A 19,332-nucleotide genomic window follows, 5' to 3' on the forward strand; every position below is an offset into this window, starting at 1 on the left:
TGGCAGATCAAGAGGTGAATTTTTTAGCGAATTCAGGTTTTTCTACAGCCTCAACCTACCAGACTCTATCCCAATTGGTCGTGATCAGCAGCAACCTGAAGCGGCTGCGCTTTCATCCTGTCCAAACGGCAGGTTGCTGCCACATCCTGCAAAAATCCCATAGTGACGACTGAAGTCGCCGATGAAATCGAAGTGCTCATGAAATCGGGAGTCATGCAGCATGTGCCAAGTATTCCCGCAGACAGGAAAAACTCGTCCCGTTTCCATGTCGTGATGTTTGTCGAGCACAAACCGATACGGATGATCGGGAATAGTGCCGCGATAGACTACTGCCTGCCCGAAGTCCTCGCAAGCCGGTTCCAGACCGTTTAACTTGAACAGACGATATGTGGCCGAGAAGAAGCAAATATTGCCTGTTCGTTTCGCCAGCTTGGCATCGGTAATGTCGAGCGGTCTATCGGTTACAAGCCTGGGATCAGCAAAACCATGCCGCCGGGCAAGATTTATGAAGTCGTTCCAATACAGCGCGCCACCAAGGCACTCGCCATAAAGTACGGGGTCATTACGAACCTCAGCCGATACTCTGCGGTCTGCGTAAACATCTGAAAAATAGAACTCGCCACCCGGTTTGAGTAAGCGATGAACTTCACGCAGCACAGCATCTTTGTCAGGAGAGAGGTTGATCACGCAATTGGATACGATGACGTCAAAGCTGCCGCTTTCCAGCCCGAGTTCACCGAGCTTTTCGATGTAGCCTTGTTTGAAAGTGACGTTGTCAAAACCGAAAATCTCCGCGTGATAGGCGCGATAATTTTCTGCAACGGAAAGCTGTTCTTCGGTCATATCGACACCGACGACTTGACCGCGCGCGCCCACCAGTTGTGCCAGTGCGTAAACATCGCGACCAGAACCACTGCCGAGATCCAATATCCGGCAACCCTCAAGCAGCAACGGACAAACCAAACCACAGCCGTAATAACGGGACATCACTTCGGGGTGAATACGGGCAAGCAGTGGCTTGAGCCAGCTTGGCACTTGAGATGCATCGCAGCAAGCAGATGTCTTTAGATCATCCGACGTCTGGAGCTGTTTACCGTAGTAGTCTTTTACGATTTCATGCATGGAATATTCCTGAATAAATGCGGACGCTATGCTTGTTGCTTCTTATTGTTGCAGCCACTTGAAGGTCTGCATGCCCAGCGCGGTCATCAGCAATGAACCGCCGAGATGGGCGGCAATGATTGCAACACTCCAGGCATATTGGCCGCGTGCTAGCAAAGTAACGGTTTCGGCAGAGAAGGTGGAAAAGGTGGTTAGCCCGCCAAGAAAGCCGGTGATAATGAACAAGCGCCATTCGGGCGATAGCTCCGGTTGCTGCATGAAAAAGGCCACAGCAAGGCCAATGATATAGCCACCGATCAGGTTTGCGCAAAGTGTACCAAGCGCCAGTTCTGGCAGCGCGGGATTAAGCCACATACCCAGCCCCCAGCGCAACCATGAGCCGATGGCTCCGCCCAGGCCAACTGCAATAAAGGCATATAGTGTCATGCGCACATTCTAATCGACGACACGGACTGGCGCAAAACCTCCGCCAGCTGTGCGGAAATTGGTGGTTTGCCCTTGATACAGCCGCGCGGCGATAAGCTGCACCTGGCCGTCATACACATAGCAGCGCACATCCGATTTAAGCGCAACCGGTTCCGCACCTTCCAGGCATACCATGCGTTCGCCGGGAGGAGCCATGCGCTGCGCTATATAGCCTCCCTGCATGATTTCAGCAAACACCCGGTTCGTGATACTGGCGCCACGATAGGTGCCCTTGCCGCCATAACCGGTGGCGGGTTTGAAGAACCACTGCTTGCGTTGCTGCCGCCACTGTTCATGTTCTTGCGCGTCCACTAACCTGGTCTGCGGTATGCCCGTACTTAAAGTGGCGATCGTCGTCTCTGCCACACCCATCGCGCGCAGGCTGTCGGGTGCAGTGAGCAGGGCAAGATTGCGTTTGTCAGCATATAACGCATACACATGAGGGTGCGGCGTGAGCACCACCTGATTACTCTGGTAAGCAGTGCTAATGGCGCTTTGTTGTTGCAAGGAAAAATCGGTCAGGCGGTTGTAAATCAGATCGACCTTGCGTTCATGGAGATACAGGCCATCCGTTCGCGCCTCCAGTTCAGCCGGGGCTGCGATGAACGCTGCAATGCCCGCGCGTTCGAACAATTGCTGCATCAGCACAAACTCCGGATAAAAATATTGTTCGCGCGGCTGCTCATCCACGATGGCGATGGTTTGCAGCGGCGCATCGTCCCGTTCCAGGCACCATTCATTGCGAAACATGTCAAGAAAGACCGGCTCCAAATTGTCAATCGCCGCAGGCTTGCCCGGCGCAACTACATCACGCTGACTGTGCAGTTGTAACGCATTGAACAGCGCCCCCCCAGCATTAGTGTTGATCTCAATGAGATGCACACCCTCGGCATTAAGATGAAAGTCGTAGCCGAAGAACACACCTTTGGCACGAGGTGTAAATCGAGCGATGGCAGGTGCGTGTTGCAACACGGCATCGCGCCATGCAGATAGCGCCACAACCTGTTGGACGGCCTCGATGACTGCGTGCATTTGCTCCACTTCTCCGCTGGAAATAAACAACGGGACAGCAGCAAACAGGTGGGGGCATCGCTCATTGACACGCTGGTGCCAAACCTCGCCCTGCTCATGCAGGGTGCGTTCCAGCGCGCCACGATCCACAATGGCCGAATGGCAATCGCTGTTAAGTTCTTTGGCAGCTTCAATACTCACGGAATAATTTCACTTTCTCAGCCCGGATGTTTTATAAATTCGATCGCGCAGGATTCTAACCGATAGGGAAGTTTTTCGAAGGAGCTGTGTTGTGATTCATACGCCGGCCAAAAGGCGGATTCAAGTTCGAGTGCAACACATTGCCAATTCACCTTTATTGCATAAAGACCAAGGGGTTGAGCCTTAAAAAGGCAATGAGAACGCCTGTTGCAACCCGTGTTGCACTTCGAACTTGAATCCGCCCAGTTTGAAGAATCCAAGTATGATCGGGTGCATCCCCACCTCATTTCACTGGCTTCAGCTTGCTTATCTACCATCAATCTCTGTTTAGTCTTTACGTACTTGAAACTTATTCTTGCTCGCTAAATTAAAAAATATTAATTGATAATAATTCTTATTCATATTACTATTTAGTCGATGTGTATTCGGACTTTCAGTCCGCAATTCAAACCCATCGACTTTAGCAGGTGGTTGTTTAGTTTGACTAAATAAAAAATTCATAGTAGCCAGCCACCCACTCCCATTCTCTAGGATAGGCAGCCAGCCAGCTTTTTTAATATTGGTGGTTTCTGATTCAGGAGAATTAAATGCGGACCAATCCCCAACGGGCAGCTTATGCTGCCATCAAATTAGCAATTACATCTTACGCGATTTTCCATCCGGGCCTGGGCCAAGCCCAACAAGATGAACCTAGCAAAACCCTGGAGGAAGTAACGGTTAGCGCAGACTGGCTCGGCTCTCCCACGCCGAAAACGGCGAAGAAACACCCTGGAGCACGGACGGTCATCACGAATCAGGAGATATCTGAATCTGGCTCACGCACGGTCGAAGATGTCTTGCGTACTGTACCCGGTGTGCGGGTTCTGGACGAAAGCGGTGTTGGATATCTGCCTAACATCGGAGTACGCGGACTGAATCCATTGCGAAGCGAACAGGTATTGATTTTGGTTGATGGAATACCTATTCCTCTCGCGCCTTATGGACAAACCGGGTTGTCATTGTTTCCGCTAACGATTAATTCGATCGAAACTGTTGACGTGGCAAGGGGCGGGGTCGCAGTGCATTATGGTCCGAATAATGTTGGCGGGGTAATTAATTTTGTAACAAAGCCAATTCCTCACCAAACATCCATGACCTTCAAGGAAACGTTGTCTGTCTTTTCCGGTGGAAATTTATTGGCAGATACGTATTTTCGTGCTGGTGGCTTCGTTAACGACAAGCTCGGCTTTCAACTACAAGCAAACGTAATCGGTGGTAATACCGCGCGTGAACATTCCAAGACGGAAGTGAACAACCTAATGTTGGACAGTCATTGGCTGGTTACCGACAGGTCCGAAGTAAAAGCGGGTATTCAATATTACAAAACCTCAAACCAACTGCCGGGCGCACTAACACCAAAATCCTATGAGCAGAACCGCAACCAGTCTACCCGACCATTAGACCATTTCAACGGTGATACCTTGCGCGGAAATTTGACGTATAACTATTTCTTCGATAATGGCGCAGAGTTTAGCTGGATAAACTTCGGGCATCGGAGCAACCGCGAATTTATATTTGGAAATTCCACCAACGCGGATATCGCGTCCACACAGGAACAATCGTCACCGCGTAATTTTATAGTTTACGGCAGCGAACCACGATTCACATTTAACATCGACGGGAGCATTAAACAAAAAATTTCTGTTGGTGCACGCTACATGCGCGAAGAAGTCGACTATCTCGTTGATGCACGTAACCTCATGACAGGTGCTTACACTATTTCTCGCAACTGGCGTTTCTAAAACGACGCTTATGCCATTTACATGAGTGATACTTTCATGTTGCTAGACAACAAGTTGAAAATCACACCGGGTATTCGCCGTGAGCAAATAGACCTTTCCTACCGCAATAATCTTACCGGTGTGCAAACTCGTAATCCGACCACGGATTGGTTACCGGGCTTAGACGTTGGATACCAAGCAAGTAACCAGGTATTTCTGTTTGCAAATACTCACAAGTCGATGCGTCCTGTGCAGTTCACACAGATTACGTTTGCCGCTGACCTGGCGTCCGAAAAAGCACAAAATTACGAAGCCGGAATTCGCTGGGCACCAACCAAAAGTATTGATACCACGCTTACGACCTTTCGTTTTGATTTTGACAATAAGCTCGAATTTGTGAATCAAAGCGTTGGTTTCAGAAATCTCGGGAAAGCACGTCATCAGGGGGTGGAAACCGAGTTTGCATGGCGACCGGAGCAAGTCCTCGGTCTCGAACTTAAAACTGCGTATACCTATGTCGATACCGAACAACTTTCCGGCCAATTTGTTGGCAAGAAGTTGCCTCTTGCAGCTCATCATCAATTAAGTCAGCGGGTCAACTATCGCAGCGGTAGCTGGAATTGGAATATCAATGGCCTGTATCAAAGCGATTCATTTAGCGATGGGGCTAATACCGTAACTGAAAATGCATCCGGCTCCATCGGTCCGATCCCGTCGTATACGGTATGGAATTCTCAGGTAACCCATAAATCTCGTTGGAACGACAAAAAAATTACCACAAGCCTGGGGATCAACAACCTATTCGATAAAGATTATTACTTCCGTGGCGTCGATTACAGCCAGGGCCGGTTGCCTTCGCCAGGACGGTCGGCTTTGCTGACGCTGCAAATTGATATTTAAAAGGGCACCTCATGAAGGAATTGATTATTTAGCTCACGTAATAACCGATTCTGTCAATGCTGGCTTTATTCCGGCCGCACAACGCCTTGGCTTATCCATCGTTCTATTGACTGATCAAGTTGAGGCTCACAGGCAGTATTTTAATCAAGTGGGGTTCCCTGCTTACCCTAATGAAATTGTCGCCTGTGATGTGTTCAACCCGCTTGCAGTAATTGAAACGATCACTTGCCGTGCGGAGACACCGGCAGCAATTTTTTCCAACAGTGACCACCTGCAAACCAGTACAGCAATCGTTGCCGACTATTTTGATTTGTCACGCAAAAACTGACATGTCACGTATCGCGCCAAAAATAAGGCGGAAATGCGCACCGACTCGGCTTCGAGATCGACCCGTCACCAATTTCCATCGCCACTGCCAATCTGCAACATTTCGCTGTTGCTATTGCAATGCAATCCCTACCGCAAATCAAAACCAACCTCCTCATGGCAACCGCCAGACAGGGGCATTTCGACCCAGTACGGCGAGGTTGCCTTTTGCACGCCCCCAGTTTCCCATCGTTTCTACTTAAAAAATAGGAGATATACCCATGCAGCTTCGTTTATCTATACTGGCAAGTGCGCTTTCGCTGGCGTTTTCGGTTTCCCAAGCAAGCGCCCAGACTTCGGGCCAGGCCGAACCGGACAAAGAACTCCCCGTTGTAACTGTGTCAGCCGAGCGTACAGGGAGCTTCAAGTCCGACGTAGTACAGGTTGGTACATTCCGGGATATGGCACCGATTGACGTGCCGCAAACTAGCAACGTTGTTACGCGCGAAGTACTCGACTCTCAGGCTGATACCACCCTGTTCGGTGCCTTACGCAATACAGCCGGGGTTACACGCTCGCAATTAAGCGGTTCAACTTATGACAACATCGCCATTCGTGGCATTCTGGTTGAAAATCGCAACAACTACCGCCTGAACGGTTCTTTGCCAATAATCAACTTGATTGACATCCCGCTTGAAAATAAAGAGCGTGTCGAAGTTCTCAAGGGAGCGTCTTCACTATATTATGGTTTCGTACCGCCATCCGGGATTGTTAACATGGTAACCAAGCGGGCTGGCAATAACCCGGTATCAAATATTTCCCTGATGGCAAACCAGTTTGGCGGTGCGAATGTTCACGTCGACCTGGGCCGCCGTTATGGTACTCGGCAACAATTCGGGGTACGCGTCAACTTGGTCAAAGGGCGCGAAGATATCGGCATCGATAACTTTTCCGGTGACCGCTCACTGGCTTCTGGTGCATTCGACTGGCGAGCTTCCGACAAACTTTCCTTTAAGCTTGATCTTGAACACTATCGCAAAAACGTTTCTGAACAGGCAGCAATCGCCGTGCCTGCAGCAGTCAACGGCACCATTACCTTGCCCGGTGTGCCAGATAATCGTCTTAACTTGGCTGGCGAATGGCAAAAGTATGACGCCAAGGCTACCAATCTGCTGTTTCGCACTGACTATGTGCTGAGCGAAAACTGGGGGCTGTTGTTTGAAGCTGGCAAGGCGCGCACGGAGCGTGACCGTAACTTTTCCCAATTCCAGAATTTCAACCTCACCACCGGACAAGGCACTTTACGGACCTTTTTTGCTCGTGGCCAGGAGTGGGAAAACAAGAACTACCGCGCCGAACTGTATGGGCGCTTGCCGGGCCAGTTGATCACGCACGAGCTGACGTTTGGCTATACTGCCAACGAACGCAGTGCAGACCCACGCACCCAGCCCAGCCGGGATGTCGCGCAGAACCTATACACGCCGGTTGCCATCGCGCAGCAATTCCCCACCTCGGCGTTTGCTTCCATACCGTCAACGATTAAAGATAATGGTTTATATCTTACTGACAGGGTATTGATTGGTGAAAAATGGCAAGCTACGCTGGGTGTGCGAGCGAGCAACTACGAGAGCGTTACCACTACTACGCGCTATGAAGCGGATGGGCTTAATCCGCAACTTTCGCTTATGTACAAGCCGGTCAAAAATGTGTCCATTTATACCAGCTATCTTGAGGGGCGCGAAGAGAGCGGTCAGGCACCCGCAAACCGGGCAAATGCCGGAGAATTATTGGCCCCAGCATTATCCAAGCAAAAGGAAATAGGAATGAAAGCAGAGATTGCAAAAGGCATCCTGCTGCAAGCCGCCTATTTCGATATCACCCGTTCGTCTACCACGGTAGACTCGTCCAACCGTTTTGTCCTCAACGGATTAGCGCAATATAAAGGCGTAGAGCTGGCGGCCTCAGGTGAAGTGACCAAACAACTATCGCTCATCGCATCGGCCCTGTTTATGGATGCCAAACAATTGAACGCAGCCAACGCAGGGACATTCGGCAAGATCCCCGACAATACTCCCGAACGAACTGCAAGTCTGTTTTCTGAATATCGTCTGCAGAGTGTTCCGGGTCTGGCACTTAGTGGTGGCTTGTATTACGTGGGCAATCGTCCGGTCAATAATGAAAATCAGGCTTTCGTAGACGGCTATACGACCGTGTCATTAGGCGTCCGTCATAATACAGTTATTGCCGGTCAACGAACTACATTCCAGGCTGTGCTCGACAATGCAGCCAACAGAAACTATTGGAGTACAGCAGGCAATGGCCTGCTGGGGGTGGGGGCACCGCGCATGCTGAAGATCATAGCCCGGATGCAATTTTGAAAGATGATTATATAAAGGGACCAAGACATAGACTTTCGGGCCATATTGATTACGTAAATCGGCCCGTTTGATTGAAGATGTATATCGTGCAGGCAGCCCATCAGCAAGCGGAACAAGACTGCCGGAGATATAAGCTGTGAGCGCTAGAAAAATTGTTTTCCAATTACATCTGTATACCGGTTTGGCTATCGGGTTGCTGCTGATATTAAGCGGGCTGACCGGTAGTGTGTTGGTGTTTCGCGAAGAGATCGAGGCGCTGGTATACCCCGAATTGATGAACACCGTACCGCGTGACGAACGTGTTTCTATACAAATGGTGCTGGAAACAGTGCAGCACGCCTATCTGGAAAACAAGCCGTTTTTCATTCGTATGCCGCGCACTCCAGAGCAAACCTATTTAATTAAGATGAACAATGCGCATGATTTGTTTGTTTATGTTGATCCTTATAACGGCAAGATCTTGGGTGAACACCGACAGGAAGATACATTTACCGGATGGATTGCGCTTCTGCACACCGAACTTTTAAGTGGCGAGCGTGGCGAAATTATCCTTGGTGTAAGTGCATTGCTACTGATTGGCATGAGCTTAACCGGCCTCATTTTATGGTGGCCGCGAAACGGAAAGTTTTCTCAGGGGTTTAAAATCCAGTGGGCAGCACAATGGAAAAAAATGAATTTTGATATACATCGTGCCTCCGGTATCTATACCGTTCTTTTTATTCTGCTTACTGCTTTTACAGGCACATCTTTAGTATTTAATAAAACGGTTGTCAGCTTGATCAATGCAATCACTCATAGCCCACCGCGGGCTGCCCCCCCGCATTCCGACCCTCGTCAAGCACGGATGCCGAGGCCTGCACTCGATATGATGTTGCGTCAAGCCGACTATATGCTGCCTGCCACCACCACCTGGATTAATCTTCCCCAGAAACCGGGGGCACCCTTGGTGGTACGAAAAAAATTCGTCCAAGAATTTCATCCAAATGGTAGAAGTTTCGTCTATTTAGATCAATTTTCAGGAAAGGTATTACAGGTGGAAAACGCGTTGACGGCTTCTCTGGGGACGCGCATTTTTAACACACTTTACCCGATACATATCGGTGCAATAGGCGGGACACCTACCCGTCTTTTACAGGTGGCCATCGGTTTGTCGCCGCTCATTCTATTTACCACCGGTGGTGTTATGTGGTGGAACCGGAGGAAGACGAAACGATATCACTTCCGCCTATAATAATTTACGAAACGTCCGGACTAAAATGCCTCGAAAATTCCGGCAGCGCCCATGCCGGTACCAATACACATGGTGACCATACCGTATTTCAGTTTGCGCCTGCGCAACCCATGCAGCAAGGTGGCAGTGCGGATTGCGCCGGTCGCACCCAGTGGGTGACCCAACGCTATCGCCCCACCCATAGGGTTTACTTTGGCGGGGTCCAGGGCGACCTCCTTTATTACAGCAAGTGATTGCGCGGCAAAAGCTTCGTTGAGTTCGATCCAGTCGATGTCTTCCAATTGCAAACCGACTTGACGCAACACCCGCGGAATGGCTTCCTTCGGGCCGATGCCCATAATCTCTGGCGGCACGCCCGCCACAGCAAAACCGAGAAACTTTCCTATGGGAGTCAGGTTGTAGCGCTTCAACGCGGTCTCGCTGACCAGCAACACCGCGCCCGCACCATCCGACATCTGCGAAGTGTTGCCAGCGGTAACCGAACCATTCTGCGCAAACACGGTTTTGAGTTTAGCCAGCGCTTCCATCGAAGTGTCTGCACGCGGACCTTCGTCCTGCTCCGCCATACTTGTACGCACGTTCACTTCGCGACGTATTAAATCCGGTACATGGCTCTGAATTTGATAGGGCGTGATTTCTTCCATGAATTCATTATTCGCAATAGCTTGCAAGGCGCGGCGGTGACTCTCGCAGGCGAAGGCATCCTGTGCTTCACGGCTTATCTGCCAGCGTTCTGCCACCTTCTCTGCAGTCAGCCCCATGCCATAAGCGATAGCGACATTTTCATCGTGCGCAAAAATGGCTGGATTCATCGCAATTTTATTTCCCATCATCGGCACCATACTCATGCTCTCGGTACCGGCCGCGATCATCACGTCAGCTTCGCCGAGACGAATTCGGTCTGCCGCGAGAGCCACTGCCTGCAACCCGGAAGAACAGAAGCGGTTAACGGTCAGGCCAGGTACAGTGTTCGGCAAGCCAGCCAGCAGCAATGCAATTCGCGCCACGTTCATGCCCTGCTCAGCTTCCGGCATGGCACAGCCGGCGATGACATCGCCCACTGCGGCAGGGTCAAGTGAGGGACATTGTCCCATCACACTTTTCAGCACATGCGCCAGCAGATCGTCAGGCCGAGTGTTGCGGAACATGCCTCGCGGCGCCTTACCCACCGGGGTGCGAGTGGCGGCAACGATATAAGCTTCCTGAATTTGTTTAGACATGAATTACTCCTTTTGAAGACCGCCTCTGTCCTGATTTCAAGGGAATACCAGATAAGGGCAGGGGATTTTAGGGGAATTTTAGGGCGCCTCTAAAAATTCAAGTTTCTAAGCAAGACAAGGCACGAGTAAAAAATTTGAGCGCGGCATATAGTTGATATGTAAGCGATAATTTTTTTCGAGTAACGCCGTATTGTGACGAAAATTGGATTTTTATAGGTGCCCTTTAATTCCGCAATGGTTTGCTATTCCTCAGCATGTACTCAATGCGTTCCTGCGTCTTGTCCATCGCCAGCAACTCAAGGAAATTGCGCCGCTCCAGATCAAGAAGCCATTGCTCATCGACCATGCTGCCGACTTCCACATCACCACCACACATTACCTCGGCCACGCGGCAGCCAATAGCGTAATCATGTTCAGAAATGAAATCCCCTTCCAGCATGTTCACCATAGTCGCCTTGAAGGAGGCAATGCCTGCCCTGCCCGCTACCGGAATCTGACTCTGTATCAGGGGTGGGCGATACGCCGTGGCTACCAGCGCCAACGCTTCTTGCTTGGCCACATGCAGCAATTCGAAGTGGTTCATCACGATGCGATCCGAGGCTCGCAAATAGCCCATCTCGCGCGCCAGCTCTGCGCTCTTGGATACTTCGCCCATGGCGATATTCTGAAAATAGCGGCGTAGAAACGGAAAAATATCGCCGCCCTTTGCTTCCGCCGCAGCGCGTTGCGCCATTTCTTTGCAGCCGCCTCCGGAAGGTAGCAGGCCAACGCCGGTTTCTACCAGCCCGATATAACTTTCCAGCACAGCAACAATGCGCGTGCAATGAATCGAAATTTCGCAGCCACCACCCAACGCGAGGCCGTCTACCGCTGCGATAGTAGGTACCTGCGCATATTTCAGGCGCTGCGACACCAGCTGGAATTTGACGATTACGTCTTCTACACGGGGTACGTTGCCGGTTGCCGCATTGACGATCTCACTTAGTCCGCCGCCACCCGCCACGGTATATTTGACGCGCTGCACCGCGCCCTTAAACTTGCCGAAAAATCCACCGGATTGCTCTTCGCCAACTTTCTGCACCCCTTGCATCAATTGCAGCAAATTGGCACCGGCAGAGAATGGGGGTTCGGTCTGCCAAATTATTAGTGCAAGCCAGTTTTCCTCGGCTTCGTCCAGCGCGCGCAGAATGTCGTCCAGCAATTCGCTGCTGATGATATGCATCTTGGATTTAGAACTCAGGATAGCGATATCGTTGCCGGTGTGCCACATACGTACCGCTTCGGTCTCGAAAATCGTTTCGCCATATTGCGTTGCCTCGCCCGGCAATCGGTCTGGAAACTCCTGGCGGCCATATACTGGTAACGTCGAGCGTGCCTGATATTGATTGCTGCCCGGAGAGTATGAGCCCTGCGCACTATGCACCTCATTACGCGTTGCATCAGTCACCCAGTCTGGCAGGGGTGCAGACGACATTGCCCTGCCTGCAGCAATATCCTCATTAAGCCAAGCCACTACGTTTTGCCAGCCTGCCATCTGCCAGATTTCAAACGGTCCGCTGTCCCAGCCGAAACCCCAGCGCACGGCAAAATCCAGATCTCGCGCATTGTCGGCGATGCCTTCCAGATGTACCGCACAGTAGTGAAATAAGTCACGAAACACCGCCCACAGGAATTGTGCTTGCGGACGCGCGCTGGCACGCAGGGCGGCAAGCTTTTTCGCCCAATCGCGTTCGCGCAGCATGTCCTTCACCGCATCATCAAACTTGTCTTCCGACAAGCGATAAGTCTGCAAATCAAGATCAAAAATATGAATTTTATTACCCACTTTCTGGTACACGCCGCGCTTGGTTTTCTGCCCCAGCGCGCCATCCGCTATCAGTTTGCTCAGCCAGTCCGGCAGCGCGAAATGTGTATGCCAGGGATCGTCTGCAAGATTATTGCGCATGGTGTCGACCACATGTGCGAACACATCCAGCCCAACCACGTCCAGAGTGCGGAAAGTAGCGCTCTTGGGGCGCCCCAGATAGCGGCCGGTTAAAGCATCCACGGTATCGAAGGCCAGCCCCAGTCGCTGCGCGTGATGCAGCGTGGCCAGCAGAGAAAATACACCTATGCGGTTGGCAATAAAGTTGGGCGTGTCCTTGGCGCGCACCACGCCCTTGCCCAGAGTGGAGACAAGAAACTCTTCCAGTCTGTCCAGCAGCGAAGCGTCGGTGCTGGCGCAGGGAATCAGCTCGACCAGATGCATGTAGCGCGGCGGGTTAAAGAAGTGAATTCCGCAGAATCGATGGCGCTGCACCTCTGGAAACGCCTGAGCCAGCTCGTTGATAGACAGCCCGGAAGTATTGCTGGCGAAAATGCAGTCTGCGCCAAGATAGGGGACGACCTTATGGTAAAGATCTGACTTCCAGTCAATGCGCTCGGCAATCGCCTCAATCACCAGATCACAGCCGCGCAGCAATTCGAGGTGCTGCTCGTAATTTGCAGGTTGAATACATGTCAGCTTGGCGGGTGATGCCAATGGACTGGGTTCGAGCTTCTTCAAGCCTTCCAGGGCCTTGGCTACATTGCCATTAGGATCACCATCTTCAGCAGGCAACTCGAACAGCAGCGTTTCCACATTGGCGTTGATCAGATGCGCGGCAATCTGCGCGCCCATTACCCCTGCGCCCAATACCGCAACCTTACGTATAAAAAAATTCTTAGGCATATCCCCATTTCCAAAAACAATAAAAGAAGGCACTCATTCATCAGGTGGCACAATGCGCGGCCTGCGGTGCTCGTCCACCGCCACATAGGTCAACATGGCCTCGGTTACCTTGGCACAGATCGGCTTAACCGGATCGCGCTGCACATACACCTCGACCTTGACGGTGATGGAAGTACGCCCTACCTTCACAAGTTCAGCATAAAAGCTCACCACATCGCCCATGAACAACGGCTGCTTGAACACAAATGAATTCACCGCCACCGTCACCACGCGCCCGCGCGCACGAGTGAGGGCGGGAATGCTTCCGGCGATGTCGACTTGCGCCATCACCCAACCGCCAAACACATCGCCAGTGTAATTACAGTCGGACGGCATGGCCACCATACGCAGTGTAGGCTCGCGTTGCGGCAAGAGGGTCAACGCTGCTTTATCCATATTCAGTGCCCTTGATAAAGCTGTTCAATTTCTTTAGCAAAGCGCTCCACTACAGATCTACGTTTAACCTTCAGGGTGGGCGTCAGCAGTCCGTCATCAATGCTCCACGGCTCGGACAAGAGCAATACCCGGCGAACCTTGGCATAACCCGGAAATTCCTTTATCTGGTCGGCGATGCGCTGCAACACTTGTTGCTCGAGACGAGCATGACGCAACGATTCCGACAGATCCGGACTCACCCCGGCCTCTTGCGCGAAAGATGCCCAGCCTGCCGGATTCACTACTGCCAGCACAACCAGGTAGGGGCGCCCTTCGCCATGCACCATCACCAGATCGAACAAGCGGTCGCGCAGAATGGCCTGTTCCATGTCAGCCGGAGATATTTTTTCGCCGTTGGACATCACGATAATTTCCTTCAGATGCCCCGTGATGGTGATATGTCCTGACTCGCTAATGGAGGCGATATCGCCACTGTTCAGCCAGCCATCCGCATCAATCATGACACGTGTTGCCTCGGCATTATTCCAGTAACCTAACATCACATTCTGCCCTCTCACCAGCAACGCGCTCTGTTCGTTGATGCGCACCTCCACACCCGGCAGGGGAAGACCGACACCGGATGGAAAATTGTTATTCAAGCGATTAGCGGAAACTACAGGGCTGGCCTCGGTCAGGCCATAGCCTTGCAAAATAGGCAAGCCAAGTGCAATAAACACTCGTGAGATTTCCGGCTGCAAAGCCGCTCCACCACACAAAGTCAGGCGGAGCCGTCCACCTAAACGCGCCATAACCTTGCTTGCTACCAAGTGATTAAGCAACGGCCAAAGCAATAAGGATGGATGCCAGCCAGCACGCCCCTGTTCGTGCTCAAAACGGCGCCACCCTACATTGACCGCCAAAGCGAATAGCTTGCGCCGCAACGGCGACGCCTCTTCCAGCTTGGCGCGAATCGCCCCGTAGACGCGCTCGAAAATGCGCGGCACAGAAACCAGAATAGTTGGACGAATGATTTGTAAATCCTCCGACAACAGCTGGACGGAACGCGCATAGGCAACCGTGACACCAGCCATCACGCAGATGTAATAACCCACCGTACGCTCGAAGGCGTGAGAAAGCGGCAAAAAAGACAGCATGGTATCCGTTACGGAAACGGGGCAGGTCAGCAAGGCCGCATGGGCGTCAAACAAAATATTGCGGTGCGACAGCATCACTCCCTTGGGGCGACCCGTGGTACCTGATGTGTACATGACCGTGGCCAGCACATCACGCTCGCGCCCGCGTTCCTCGACCAAAAGCGCATGCGCGGGCAGCCACTCCTCCGCACATAGCAAGCGCGCTTCATCATGTCCGGCTATCCTGTCCAGGCTGATCATGCGCTGCATGCATGGAAGCTGCGCGCACACGCTGCGCAACTCTTGCCATTGTTCTGTATTCTCGAACAGTAGCACCTTCACGCCCGCATCTTTGATGATATAGGCCACGCTGTCCTGCCTGTCCTCAGTGTATAGCGGCACCACAACAAGGCCGAGCGATAACGCCGCCTGATCGAACAATACCCATTGCGGGCAGTTGCGCAACATGATGCCGACGCGGTCACCCACAGCTAATCCCTCACGCATCAGCGCCGCCTGCCAGCGCGCCGTTTGATCGCGCGCCTGCGCCCATGTCATCGATAGCCAAGCATTGTCGTTCGTATCGAAATATCGGTAAGCAATAGCCTCAGGCGTGCGTTTCACACGCTCGACAAACAACCCATGCAAGGTGATTGCCTGTTCCGGCGTGATAATGTGGTTTTGGTTATCCGGCATGATTACCCCTTACTATCGCTCAAATAATATTCGACTCTGCCACCAGTTGTTCCGGTGCAAAATCATCCACCATGATGACCTTGCGTTGTAACGCATAGTCGCGCTCCAGCAGCCGGGCTTCTTCGGCATTGATGTATCCTTTGCGATGGGCTTCTGCAATGCGCATCAACTCGTTCATCACCGTGATCTGCCCGGCCTTGTGCGCCGCGTCCACTTTTGCTTGCAAGGGTTCGCACTGCAACGTGCTGTGTAACGCAGCTTCCAGTGCACCGACCGCATCATGCTCGTCACTAGGCAAATACATACCCGCAGTCAGGCGGTCACGTGCAGCGCACGGTTGCTGCAACAACACTGACACTTGATGCCCCAGCTTATCCGACGGTGGTGTCAGATATTTCCCCCTCGGGAAAATCAGCGCGCGCAAAAGCAGCGCAGAAAGACGGCTGGGAAAATTTTGCAGCACGCCGTCAAATGCCATCTGAATCCTGTACAGAGCATCCTGTATCGCCCAGTGCAGCAACGGCAGATCTTCAGCGGGACGACCATCATCCTCGAAGCGTTTGAGCGTGGCCGAGCAGAGGTACAGCTGGCTCAACACATCGCCCAGCCGGCCAGAAATTTTCTCACACCGTTTGAGATTTCCACCCAGCGTCAGCATGGACACATCCGCTGCCAGCGCGAATGCAGCGGAGCAGCGCGTCAATTGCTGGTAATAACGCTGTGTTTTTTCGCCCCCCGGCACCGAAAGACCACGTCCACCGGTAACACCAAAGAAGCACGCGCGTAGCGCATTGCTCAGGCTCAAACTAATGTGGCCAAGCAGGGCAGCATCAAAATTTCGTAATGCACGTTGCGCATCACTATCTTGCGCCGCTTGGATTTCCTTAAGCACATAAGGATGAGAACGAATCGCGCCCTGCCCAAAAATGAGTAGGCTGCGCGTCAGGATATTCGCGCCTTCCACCGTAATGGCGATGGGATTCTGCTGGTGGGAGCGCCCCAAGTAGTTGCTCGGCCCCAGGCAAATCCCCTTGCCGCCATGCACGTCCATCGCATCATTGACAACCGTGCGCGCGCGTTCGGTGCAATGATACTTAACGATGGCGGAAATCACAGACGGCTTCTCGCCCATGTCCACCGCTGCCGCCGTTAGCGCGCGTGCCGCATCCATCAAATAGGCGTTACCGCCAATTCGCGCCAGCGCCTCTTCCACGCCTTCAAATTTACCAATAGGTAGCTTGAACTGCTTGCGCACTCGGCCATATGCGCCACAAGTTCGCACCGCCAGTTTTACCCCGCCTGTGGCACAGGCAGGCAGCGAGATCGATCGCCCCGCGGCCAAACATTCCATCAGCATGCGCCAGCCCTGCCCGATACGATCCATGCCGCCAATAATATATTCCATCGGAATGAACACACCCTGGCCCGAAGTGGGGCCGTTCTGAAATGCCGAATTGAGTGGAAAATGACGACGCCCGACCTGCACGCCGGGCGTATCCGCAGGAATCAGCGCAAGGGTAATGCCGCGTTTTGTTTGCTCGCCAAGCAGACCGTCCGGATCATACAGCTTGAAAGCGAGGCCAATCAACGTCGCAACCGGTGCCAGTGTGATGTAGCGTTTTTCCCACGTTACCCGCATGCCGAGCACATTTGATTGCCCGTTGAATTCGCCGTAACACACGATGCCATAATCAGGAATCGATCCTGCATCGGAGCCGGCGGATGGCCCGGTCAATGCAAAGCAGGGCACCTCTTTGCCCTGTGCCAATCTGCGCAGATATTTCTCTTTTTGCTTTGACGTGCCATAGCGCACGAGCAACTCTGCCGGGCCCAATGAATTCGGTACCATCACGGTTACGGATGCAGTAATACTGCGCGAAGCAAGCTTGGCCACCACGGCGGAATGCGCAAGGGCAGAAAACTCCAGCCCGCCGTATTCCTTGGGAATAATCATGCCGAAGAAACCGTTGTCTTTGATGTACTGCCATACCTGCGGCGGCAAATCCTGGCGCACATGAGTAATGTCCCAGTCATCCAGCATGGCGCACAAAGCTTCGGTTTCATTATCTAGAAAGGATTGCTCTGCTGGACTGAGCATCGGCTTGGGGTAATTCAACAACTTGCGCCAATCAGGGTAGCCACTAAAGAGATTGCCGTCCCACCAAACCGTCCCCGCATCGAGGGCCTCCTGCTCAGTTTGCGAAATATGCGGAAGTTTCTTGCGAAAAATTTTTAGAATTAGGCTGGTCACCAACCGCCGACGCAGAAAAGGAACGCCCAGCACCGCAACAACCCCGGCCAGCACGATAATGACAATTTGAAACAGATCAGCAGAAAGTTTGCTTTGGATAGCAACGATGAAAACAAACACTACCATCGCCAACAACCACCCCCAGATGGAGGATCGAAAAAACGCCAACAAAATCATTACGGCCAGCATCGCTAGCAAAGTCAATATCACCATTACCGTCCCTTCCTGTTCTCAGGGCAAACTTTATAAATCCTGAAAATTGATATCTACTTGACGCACGTATATTACGTTTCAGCAAACCAGTTACCGTTCGCGGTGAGCTTGTCGAACCACTGGTTCCGCGCCGGCACCGGCGTTCGACAAGCCCAGGCCGAACGGCGTCTTATCATTTTTGGTGAATCGGTCTGTTACGTGCGTGAAGTGGATACCCATAATCCTGAATTTCCCATTCCGGCAACGAAATGACCGCATTTTTAGAGGTGCCCTTTATATCTGCATGTGCGGAACTTTAACGTCAGTACGCCTTGCTGACAATGCTTAACTCATTACATGCGCTCTACCGCCTCTTCCATTTTTGATCCGGCACGGTGAAGTATTCACTTCGTTCGGGCTGAGCTTGTCGAAGCCCATTCACCTTTCGACGGGCTTAAGGCGAACGGACTTCAGACATAATCTGGCCGAATCAATAATTCTGCCGAGATCAAATCCATACAAGTTACCCACCTGCTTCGTGCATTAATAGCGCATTCACGGGTTGATGAGGAAGGGAGGGGCGAAAACTGCTCTCTACTCTACCTATTTGTTTCCTTCTTCAGTGCGAATACTGTGATGGCGCACCCGAATTTCGGCACGTAATTGATCAAGTAATTGAAAGAGTCCTGAGAAACAGCTTGAGCTTCCATTCGCAGAAATTTAAATTGTTCTAACATTAAAGTCCAGCCGAACAAACGGCCAAGGTAATGAAAAATAATGTGGAGTTGGTGATGCTTGACAATGCTTGCCGGTATAGACGACATTGCTGGCTTATGAAAATGTTTTCTACATTACGTTATGCCGCACGTGCCACTCTTCGTAAAGGTCATTGGGTTGCTTCTAGCCGGGGCGTTTTTTGCCATCCCCATGTATATGGTTGACCGAGCCAATCGAAGAGCGAATCGAGACATTCAAACCAGGGGTTACATGACTGAAGCAGAGATTTTAAGCTACACAAAACAAAAACATGTCTATGTTGAATACAAATTCACACCCAAAGGCCAACAGGTGCCCATAATCAGCAAAAAAAGAATCAGCGGTTGGGCTCTCAAAAAAGTACCAGTTGGCTCTGTTGTGAAGGTTTGGTATCTAGAAAACACTCCATCCATTTCAGTTCTAGAGCCTTACCTTTCTACACAAGATGTTGCGTCCTAACATGGCGCTCAACCTCACTCCCTTCGGTCGCTGGACACTGCGCGATAAAGCTGCGCAGCGCCGGTTAGCTCTACGTTGAGGCTGTAGAAAAACCCAAATCCACCCAAAAATCCACCTCACAATCTGC

At 51.8% G+C, this 19,332-nt stretch carries 14 protein-coding genes; 6 read left to right on the forward strand and 8 right to left on the reverse strand.

What is annotated here, in order from left to right:
- Positions 1-84: 84 nt before the first annotated feature.
- Genes MJ768_RS03775 through MJ768_RS03785 form a run of 3 tightly spaced genes read right to left on the reverse strand, consistent with a single transcriptional unit; the run spans position 85 to position 2,799 of the window.
- Positions 85-1,122 (reverse strand): methyltransferase domain-containing protein, encoded by a 1,038-nt coding sequence (locus MJ768_RS03775; protein ID WP_239288079.1) that lies wholly within the window; start codon positions 1,120-1,122, stop codon positions 85-87.
- 42 nt (positions 1,123-1,164) lie between these two features.
- Entirely contained in the window at positions 1,165-1,548 is a 384-nt protein-coding gene (gene crcB, locus MJ768_RS03780; RefSeq protein WP_239288080.1) for a fluoride efflux transporter CrcB, read from the reverse strand.
- A gap of 9 nt (positions 1,549-1,557) precedes the next feature.
- Positions 1,558-2,799 carry a hypothetical protein gene (locus tag MJ768_RS03785; protein WP_239288081.1) on the reverse strand — a complete coding sequence of 414 codons (1,242 nt, stop codon included), beginning with the start codon at positions 2,797-2,799 and terminating at the stop codon, positions 1,558-1,560.
- A gap of 587 nt (positions 2,800-3,386) precedes the next feature.
- On the opposite strand from MJ768_RS03785, the gene MJ768_RS03790 reads away from it, so the two are divergent.
- From MJ768_RS03790 to MJ768_RS03810, 5 genes are all read left to right on the forward strand, one after another.
- Positions 3,387-4,580: a TonB-dependent receptor family protein gene (locus MJ768_RS03790; RefSeq protein WP_239288087.1), complete on the forward strand. Its 1,194-nt coding sequence runs from the start codon at positions 3,387-3,389 to the stop codon at positions 4,578-4,580.
- Positions 4,581-4,595: 15 nt separating this feature from the next.
- Positions 4,596-5,459 carry a TonB-dependent receptor domain-containing protein gene (locus MJ768_RS03795; protein ID WP_338140751.1) on the forward strand — a complete coding sequence of 288 codons (864 nt, stop codon included), beginning with the start codon at positions 4,596-4,598 and terminating at the stop codon, positions 5,457-5,459.
- Positions 5,449-5,787: a hypothetical protein gene (locus MJ768_RS03800; RefSeq protein ID WP_239288089.1), complete on the forward strand. Its 339-nt coding sequence runs from the start codon at positions 5,449-5,451 to the stop codon at positions 5,785-5,787. The genes MJ768_RS03795 and MJ768_RS03800 overlap by 11 nt, the downstream gene beginning before the upstream one ends.
- 259 nt (positions 5,788-6,046) lie before the next feature.
- Complete coding sequence (locus tag MJ768_RS03805) at positions 6,047-8,143, forward strand: TonB-dependent siderophore receptor (protein ID WP_239288090.1); 2,097 nt, start codon at positions 6,047-6,049, stop codon at positions 8,141-8,143.
- A 136-nt stretch (positions 8,144-8,279) separates the two neighbouring features.
- A complete protein-coding gene (locus MJ768_RS03810; RefSeq protein WP_239288091.1) occupies positions 8,280-9,374 on the forward strand; it encodes a PepSY-associated TM helix domain-containing protein in 1,095 nt (364 codons plus the stop codon).
- Between the two features lie 20 nt (positions 9,375-9,394).
- Here MJ768_RS03810 and MJ768_RS03815 read toward each other — a convergent pair whose 3' ends face one another.
- The 5 genes from MJ768_RS03815 to MJ768_RS03835 all read right to left on the reverse strand — a co-directional run bounded on the left by MJ768_RS03815 (position 9,395) and on the right by MJ768_RS03835 (position 18,011).
- Positions 9,395-10,594 carry an acetyl-CoA C-acyltransferase gene (locus MJ768_RS03815; protein ID WP_239288092.1) on the reverse strand — a complete coding sequence of 400 codons (1,200 nt, stop codon included), beginning with the start codon at positions 10,592-10,594 and terminating at the stop codon, positions 9,395-9,397.
- 223 nt (positions 10,595-10,817) lie between these two features.
- Positions 10,818-13,304, reverse strand: a complete 2,487-nt coding sequence (locus tag MJ768_RS03820) for a 3-hydroxyacyl-CoA dehydrogenase/enoyl-CoA hydratase family protein (RefSeq protein WP_239288093.1) — start codon at positions 13,302-13,304, stop codon at positions 10,818-10,820.
- A 33-nt stretch (positions 13,305-13,337) separates the two neighbouring features.
- Positions 13,338-13,739, reverse strand: coding sequence for an acyl-CoA thioesterase (locus MJ768_RS03825; protein ID WP_239288095.1), 402 nt, complete (start codon positions 13,737-13,739; stop codon positions 13,338-13,340).
- 2 nt (positions 13,740-13,741) lie between these two features.
- Positions 13,742-15,547 (reverse strand): AMP-dependent synthetase/ligase, encoded by a 1,806-nt coding sequence (locus MJ768_RS03830; RefSeq protein WP_239288096.1) that lies wholly within the window; start codon positions 15,545-15,547, stop codon positions 13,742-13,744.
- Positions 15,548-15,566: 19 nt separating this feature from the next.
- Positions 15,567-18,011, reverse strand: a complete 2,445-nt coding sequence (locus tag MJ768_RS03835; RefSeq protein WP_239288097.1) for an acyl-CoA dehydrogenase — start codon at positions 18,009-18,011, stop codon at positions 15,567-15,569.
- A gap of 966 nt (positions 18,012-18,977) precedes the next feature.
- On the opposite strand from MJ768_RS03835, the gene MJ768_RS15350 reads away from it, so the two are divergent.
- Positions 18,978-19,205 carry a DUF3592 domain-containing protein gene (locus MJ768_RS15350; RefSeq protein ID WP_239288098.1) on the forward strand — a complete coding sequence of 76 codons (228 nt, stop codon included), beginning with the start codon at positions 18,978-18,980 and terminating at the stop codon, positions 19,203-19,205.
- Positions 19,206-19,332: the final 127 nt, after the last annotated feature.

Origin of the sequence: Candidatus Nitrotoga sp. 1052 (genome assembly GCF_927312905.1) — a bacterium.
Classification (GTDB): domain Bacteria; phylum Pseudomonadota; class Gammaproteobacteria; order Burkholderiales; family Gallionellaceae; genus Nitrotoga.